Source organism: uncultured Mycobacterium sp., from assembly GCF_964249325.1.
In the GTDB taxonomy this organism is placed as follows: Bacteria; Actinomycetota; Actinomycetes; order Mycobacteriales; family Mycobacteriaceae; genus Mycobacterium.
The window spans coordinates 1-7,138 of the sequence record NZ_CAXUCH010000047.1 but is presented as its reverse complement, the minus strand read 5'-3'; the positions used below and the strand labels follow the sequence as shown (position 1 = coordinate 7,138).

Below are 7,138 nucleotides of genomic sequence, written 5' to 3'. Positions count from 1 at the left end.
GGTGTAGACGAACCGCAAGCCCTCGTTGAGTGCGATGCGGCGGGCCCGGGTCAGGGTAGCGGGCGGGGTCGGCGGTGTGTCGGGCATCTTGTAGTCGGGGTGGAATGCGGTGAAATGCAGCGGCACGTCGGTGCCGAGGTTTTCGCGGATCCACTCACACTCCGCGGCGATTTCGCCGTCACTGTCGTTGCGTCCGGGAATGAGCAGGGTGGTGATCTCGAACCACACATCGGTTTCCCGGCGCAGGTACACCAAGGTGTCGAGCACGTCGTCGAGATGCCCGACGCAGACCTTGCGGTAGAAGTCCTCGGTGAACGCTTTCAGATCCACGTTGGCGGCATCGATGTGCCGATAGAACTCCGCCCGAGGCGCCGGACTCATGTAACCGGCCGTCACTGAAACCGCTTTGATGCCACGCTGATGGCAGGCATCGGCGACATCAGCGGCGTACTCCCAAAAGATCGTCGGGTCATTGTAGGTGAAAGCCACACTACGGCAACCCAATTCGGCAGCAACCCGAGCGATGTCGTCCGGCCTGGCCCGGCTGGCAAGGGTGTCGACTTCGCGAGACTTGGAGATGTCCCAGTTCTGGCAGAACTTGCAAGCGAGGTTGCAACCCGCTGTTCCGAACGAGAGCACCGCCGAACCGGGCAGGAAGTGGTTGAGCGGCTTCTTCTCCACCGGATCGACGCAGAATCCGCTGGAGCGCCCGTAGCTGGTGAGCATGATCTGGTCGTCGATGCGGGCGCGGACGAAACACAGTCCCCGTTGGCCCTCGTGCAGCTTGCAGGCGCGAGGGCATACGTCGCACTGAATCCGGCCGTCGTCGAGGCGGTGCCAGTGTTTCGTCGCGATCGTGAACGGGTCACTCATGGCGTGCTCGCCCGCCAGATTACGCGCGCAGTCGGTTCAGTACCTCATCATGCAGTAAGCCGTTGGTCGCCACCGCGCTACCGCCGTGCGGACCGGCGCTACCGTCGAGACTGGTGAACGCGCCGCCCGCTTCGCGCACGAGAATGTCCAGCGGCGCCAGGTCCCACACCGACACCTCCGGTTCGGCGGCGACGTCGACGGCGCCCTCGGCCACCAGGCAATAGGACCAGAAGTCGCCATAAGCGCGCACTCGCCACACCGCGTCGGTCAGCGCGAGGAAACGTTCCCGTAAGCCCAGCTGCGCCCATCCCGACAGGCTGGAGAACGATAGGCTCGCCGACCCCAACTCCGCCACCGAGGACACCGACAGCCGGCGTGACGGCGAGCCGTCGGCGGCAGCGAAAGCGCCAGCGCCCCGAGCTGCCCACCACCGTCGCCGCAGCGCCGGCGCGCTGACCACTCCGACCGACGGCACCCCGTCGTCGAGCAAAGCGATCAAGGTCGCCCACACCGGCACGCCGCGCACGAAGTTCTTGGTGCCGTCGATCGGGTCGATGATCCACTGCCGACCGCTGAAAGCCGTTGCGCCGCCGAACTCTTCGCCTAAAACGCTGTCGTCAGGCCGCTCGCGTTGCAGCGCTTCTCGTAACTCGGATTCGACCGCGCGATCGACGTCAGTGACCGGCGTCAGATCCGGTTTGGTGTCCACCTGCAGGTCCAACGCGCCGAATCGGGCCAGCGTCACCGTGTCCGCTCGGTCGGCAAGCGTCAACGCCACCGCCAGATCGTCGTCGGTGCGCTTCACGCCAGCAGTCCTACCATGGCCAGGTGGGCTGGGAAATCGGTGCGCTGCTCCTGCTGATTGCGACGTTGGCGGTGTTGCTGGCCCCGCGGTTCATGCGACGCGGCCCCGGCCCGGACGCGGTAACCGGCACGCTGCTGGTCACCGGCGTCAGCCCGCGACCCGATGCGACCGGTGAGCAGTACGTCACGATCACCGGAGTCATCAACGGGCCGACAGTCAACGAGCACACGGTTTATCAGCGGATGGCCGTCAACGTCGATCAATGGCCGACGATGGGTCAACTGCTGCCGGTGGTGTACTCACAGAGGAATCCGGACAAGTGGGCTTTCGCCCCGCCTGAGCAACCCTCTGTTTAGCGCGGATGCGGGCCGCTCCGCCCACGGTGGTCACCTGGTGGTGCACCATCGCCACGAACGTGATCGCCCACGCCGCCAAGGCGATCCAGCTCTCGACGTCGCTGATGTACTTGACGAGTGGTAAATGGTCGGCCCGCCCGAGGTAGTGCCCGCCGACCCCGTACATGCTCAGCGGGAACACCACACTCCTCAGTCCTGCTTCGTAGCGCAGCGGGATGCGGTGGATGATGTGCTTCCAAATGCCGGCGGCAACCAGCGGCGGCAGTAACCAGGTGCCAAAGGCCCAGAAGATAACCGAGGTTCCCGCGATCAGGCCCCGGGTAGCAGCGACCATCGGCGCGTTGGCCATCTCGACGATGCGCGCACCGGCCAGCACGGTGATCGCGGTGGCGCCCATCGATACCCAGTACTGCGGGTTGAGGTCTTCTGGCCGCAGCGGGTAGAGCAGCATGCGGGCGGTGACCAAGACACCGGTACCGCCGTACAGGAACACGCCGACCGACCAGGAGAACACTGCCAGCAGGGCCAGTTCCCGGCGTTCGTTTCCGAGTGCGGGTTCCACCACGGCGGCGAGCACGGCGAGGGACTGACTGGCGACGACGAAGATGAACCAGGTTCCGTTCGCGGTCTGAAGCACGGGCTGGTGACGATGCCGTAACACCGCGGTCCAGGGCACCAGGTAGCCCAGCACCAGCCAGCTGAGCCAGCCGACGACCAACAGCGCGAAGGCGAGCCGGTAGTGGGCGTCGACGGCGAGCCGGGTACCGAGCACGTCGGTGGCAGCGACGAAAGTGAAGAGCCCGAAAGCCCGGCCGGGATTGACCAAATCCTGGGCAACGTCTTTGCCGTAGAGGATGATTCGCGCGCCGCTGAGCACCACGAGGAGAACGTAAGCAAGGCCGGTCAGCCACAGCAGCGCAACGGAGGCCGAATAGGTGCGGTGGTAATACATCGCGATCGACACGATGCCGGTGGCCATCACCAGCGCGAAATAACCCGGGTTGAGGGTCCGTACCGCCTGGCGGATACCGGTGGGTTCCGCCGAAGCTGCCGATGGTCGTTGCTCAGTACGTAACACTGATCTGCGCCAGTAGTCCACGGTCCTAGGGGTAGCACGCACCCGCGGATGCTAATGCTCCGGAAGGTCGGCACAGCCGGCTGACCGGAAGGTCAGCCGTGCGCTATCCGCAACAGCTCGTCGAGGCTCGACAGTTTGACCCGCGGGCGCCCGTGCGGTTCGCCGGCTGAGCGCTCGTGTTGGTCGATGGCCTGCCAGTGCGTGGCGGTGATCAGCTTCGGCTGCCGTGACATCAGCCAGTCGGCGAGCTTGTCGGCATGGTCCTCGGGGAAGTCCGCGAAAGCGGACGTTCCTGATTCTCGGGCCGCGGCAAGGTCGGCGAGCAAGGTGTCGACGGTGTCTTGGGAGTCCTTCTTGTTGGTGCCGATCACCCCGGTTGGCCCGCGCTTGATCCAGCCGACGACGTACTCGTTGCGGCTGCCTTCCACCCGGCCGTTGGTATTCGGGATGGTTCCGCTGCGCTCGTCGAACGGTAGCCCGGGCGTGGGTACACCGCGATAGCCGACCGACCGGACCACCAACTGGACAGGCAATTCCTCGCGGGCGCCGGTGTCCTTGGCCACCACCCGACCGCTGTCGTCGGTGACCAGCTCGTTGCGGCCGAGCACAATCCGTTCGACCCTGCCGTCACCTTTGATTTCGATAGGAGAGGTGAAGAACCGCAAGACGATGCGGCGATGCCCGGGGCGATGTGGGCGCGCGGCGTAGTCGCGCAGCACCTTAAGGTTCTGTTTGGCGGTCTTGCCCACCGCGGCCGCGTCGTCGTCGCTGATCCCTTCCAGCTGCGCCGGATCGACGACCACGTCGACACCCTCGAGGTCGCCCAGCTCCCGCAACTCCAGCGTGGTGAACGCCGTCTGCAGCGGGCCGCGCCGGCCGATGATGATGACCTCTTCAACACCGCATGGGCGCAGGGACTCCAACGCGTGATCGGCGATATCGGTCAGGGCGAGCACGTCGGGATCGGTCACCAGAATGCGCGCGACGTCCAGTGCGACATTGCCGTTGCCGACGACTAAAACACTGAAGCACTACATGTAAGCAGAAAAATAAAAAAAATAGGGATGGGCGTTGTACCAGCCGACGAAGTCGACGGCGGCGATGCTGCCGGGGAGGTGTTCACCGGGGATGTTCAACGCTCGATCGGATTGCGCGCCGACGGCATAGATCACCGCGTCGTAGCGCTCGGCGAGTTCGGCGGCCTGGATGTGCTCCCCGACCACGACATTGCCGAAAAAACGAAACCGCGGGTCTTCGGCCGTCTTCTCGAACTGTTTGCTGATCGACTTGATCTTCGGGTGGTCGGGCGCGACGCCCGAGCGCACCAGACCCCACGGTGTAGGCAACATTTCGAGCATGTCGACGGCTACGTTGATGTCGTCTGAGGACTCTGCGGCTTTCAGCAGAGATGCCGCGGCAAAGAATCCCGACGGACCGGAGCCGATTATCGCGACGTGGTAGGGGCGCATACAGCCCGATGCTAAACGGCTACCCGTGCGTAGGCCCGCTTGTCGCATGGCTGGCTGGTTTCGATGGCCCGGGTCCTACAAGGGCCCGCCCTGCGGGACCGCAACGTAGCCGGCGGCAAGGTTACAGGAGCCCCGGTGGCTGCTGGCCGGCAAACCGACATCGCCGCGCTCGACTCCACGCTGACCACGGTGGAGCGGGTGCTCGATGTCGACGGTCTACGCGGTCGGATCGAGAAGCTCGAACATGAAGCCTCCGATCCCAAATTGTGGGACGACCAGACCCGCGCGCAGCAGGTGACCAGCGAGTTATCGCACGCTCAGGGGGAACTGCGGCGCGTTGAAGAGCTCCGCCGCCGGCTTGACGACCTGCCGGTGCTCTACGAACTGGCCGCCGAAGAAGACGGTGCCGCGGCCGAGACCCTCGCCGAAGCCGACGCCGAGCTCAAGGCGCTGCGCGCCGACATCGAAGCCATGGAAGTTCGGACCCTGTTGTCCGGCGAATACGACGAGCGTGAGGCGCTGGTCACCATCCGCTCCGGCGCCGGCGGGGTCGACGCCGCCGACTGGGCCGAGATGCTGATGCGGATGTACATCCGCTGGGCCGAGCAACACAACTATCCGGTCGAGGTATTCGACACGTCCTACGCCGAAGAGGCCGGGATCAAAAGCGCGACCTTTGCCGTGCACGCGCCGTACGCGTACGGCACGTTGTCGGTCGAACAGGGCACCCACCGGCTAGTGCGGCTCAGCCCGTTCGACAACCAGCACCGCCGGCAGACGTCGTTCGCCGAGGTCGAGGTACTCCCTGTGGTGGAGACCACCGATCACATCGACATTCCAGAAGGCGATATCCGCGTCGATGTGTACCGCTCCAGCGGTCCCGGCGGCCAGTCGGTTAACACCACTGACTCGGCCGTTCGACTTACCCACGTGCCGACCGGTATCGTCGTGACTTGCCAGAACGAGAAATCGCAGCTGCAGAACAAAATGTCGGCGTTGCGAGTGCTTCAGGCAAAGTTGTTGGAGCGCAAGCGCTTAGAAGAGCGTGCTGAGCTTGATGCGCTGAAGGGTGACGGCGGCAGTTCCTGGGGTAACCAGATGCGGTCCTACGTTCTGCATCCGTACCAGATGGTCAAGGACTTGCGCACCGAATACGAGGTCGGCAACCCCGCGGCCGTGCTGGACGGGGACATCGACGGATTCCTGGAAGCGGGGATCCGGTGGCGCAACAGACGAGGCGATGACTGATACCACCATTTTGGCGGTGACCGGAACCTACGTGGCCCAACCCTGGTATGACTTGTGGCGCGGCGACATCCGTGACTGGATCCTCGACAAGGGTCTGCGTATCGTCCTGCTGCTGATCGGCGCGGTGCTGGCGGCCCGGTTCGTCAACTGGGCGGCGCAAAAGGTGACCGAGCGTCTCGACGTGGGTTTCACCGAGAGTGACGCGCTGGTGCGTTCAGAAGCGACCAAACACCGGCAGGCGGTGGCGGCGGTAATTTCGTGGGTGGCGATCGTGCTGATCGCGGTGGCCGTCGCGGTCCAGATCGCCGATGTTTTGCAGCTTTCAGTGCGCGGACTGGTGGCTCCGGCAACCGTACTGGGCGCTGCGCTGGGCTTCGGTGCCCAGCAGCTCGTCAAAGATCTGCTGTCCGGGTTTTTCATCATTGCCGAAAAGCAGTACGGGTTCGGCGATCTCGTTGAGCTCACCATCGTCGGGTCATCGACCGACGCCAGCGGCACAGTGGAGAACGTCACACTGCGGGTGACCAAGCTGCGCTCACCTGACGGCGAGGTGTTCACCGTGCCGAACGGCCAGATCGTCAAGTCGGTCAACCTGTCCAAGGACTGGGCGCGCGCCGTCGTCGACATCCCGGTGCCCACGAGCGCCGACCTCAGCGAAGTCAACGAGGTCCTGCGGCAGGAGTGCGAACACGCCCGCGAGGATGCGGTGCTGGGGGAGTTGTTGCTGGATGCGCCGACCGTGATGGGGGTGGAAAGCATCCAGGTAGACACCGTTACTTTGCGGTTGGTGGCTCGGACGTTGCCGGGCAAGCAGTTCCAGGCGGGCCGGGAGTTACGTGTGCTGGTAGTACGCGCGCTTGCGCGGGCCGGGATCGTTTCTGCCAATGAAACGCAGCCGACGGTGGGCGCGATCGTGCATCCGGCGACTGCCGAAGGCGCCGAGGAGGAGACGCAGGGGGCGGTGCAGAGGCGGTGAAGTCAGCGGTGCCGAGAGCTTGGAACTTCACGATGAACGCCTTCAGGCGCGCCGGCGGCGAGGCGCAGCGGGGCCGGCCTGGCTACCTGTTCGGCGGTCACGTGCGCACGTCCACGGTGGCTTTGATCCTTCTTTTTTTGGCGGTGTGGTGGCTTCACGACACGTACGAGCCGTCGAAACCGCCCGCCCAGGTGCCCGCCACGCAGGTGGTGCCGCCGGGCTTCGTGCCCGACCCGAACTACACGTGGGTGCCGCGCAGCAGGTTGCAGCAGCCGCCGTCCACCGTGACGGTGACCAAGACGCCGACCATGACGGCGACGACCACTCCTACAC

Annotated in this window: 5 protein-coding genes and 3 pseudogenes (1 of these 8 cut by a window edge); 4 read left to right on the top strand and 4 right to left on the bottom strand. The window is 64.9% G+C overall.

Going from position 1 to position 7,138, the window contains the following annotated elements; genetic code table 11:
- Both amrS and hisN read right to left on the bottom strand, forming a co-directional pair.
- Positions 1-873: pseudogene (gene amrS, locus ACFE99_RS08650) on the bottom strand (AmmeMemoRadiSam system radical SAM enzyme); it reaches 235 nt to the left of the window's first position.
- A gap of 19 nt (positions 874-892) precedes the next feature.
- Entirely contained in the window at positions 893-1,678 is a 786-nt protein-coding gene (gene hisN, locus ACFE99_RS08645; protein ID WP_375484316.1) for a histidinol-phosphatase, read from the bottom strand.
- A 23-nt stretch (positions 1,679-1,701) separates the two neighbouring features.
- Here hisN and ACFE99_RS08640 point away from each other — a divergent pair, with 23 nt between their 5' ends.
- The gene (locus tag ACFE99_RS08640) at positions 1,702-2,034 is read left to right on the top strand and encodes a hypothetical protein (protein ID WP_375484315.1); all 333 of its coding nucleotides are present in this window, start codon (positions 1,702-1,704) and stop codon (positions 2,032-2,034) included.
- Here ACFE99_RS08640 and ACFE99_RS08635 read toward each other — a convergent pair.
- The gene (locus tag ACFE99_RS08635) at positions 1,928-3,061 is read right to left on the bottom strand and encodes a tellurite resistance/C4-dicarboxylate transporter family protein (RefSeq protein ID WP_375484338.1); all 1,134 of its coding nucleotides are present in this window, start codon (positions 3,059-3,061) and stop codon (positions 1,928-1,930) included. The genes ACFE99_RS08640 and ACFE99_RS08635 overlap by 107 nt on opposite strands.
- Positions 3,062-3,204: 143 nt before the next feature.
- A pseudogene (locus ACFE99_RS08630) lies at positions 3,205-4,581 on the bottom strand (FAD-dependent oxidoreductase).
- Between the two features lie 135 nt (positions 4,582-4,716).
- Between ACFE99_RS08630 and prfB the strand changes: the two are divergent.
- The 3 genes and pseudogenes from prfB to ACFE99_RS08615 all read left to right on the top strand — a co-directional run.
- Positions 4,717-5,829 (top strand): peptide chain release factor 2, encoded by a 1,113-nt coding sequence (gene prfB / locus ACFE99_RS08625; protein ID WP_375484314.1) that lies wholly within the window; start codon positions 4,717-4,719, stop codon positions 5,827-5,829.
- On the top strand, positions 5,822-6,805 hold the full coding sequence (locus ACFE99_RS08620) for a mechanosensitive ion channel family protein (RefSeq protein WP_375484313.1): 984 nt from the start codon (positions 5,822-5,824) through the stop codon (positions 6,803-6,805). Before prfB ends, ACFE99_RS08620 begins: the two co-directional genes overlap by 8 nt.
- 32 nt (positions 6,806-6,837) lie before the next feature.
- A pseudogene (locus ACFE99_RS08615) lies at positions 6,838-7,138 on the top strand (hypothetical protein); the annotation flags it as partial.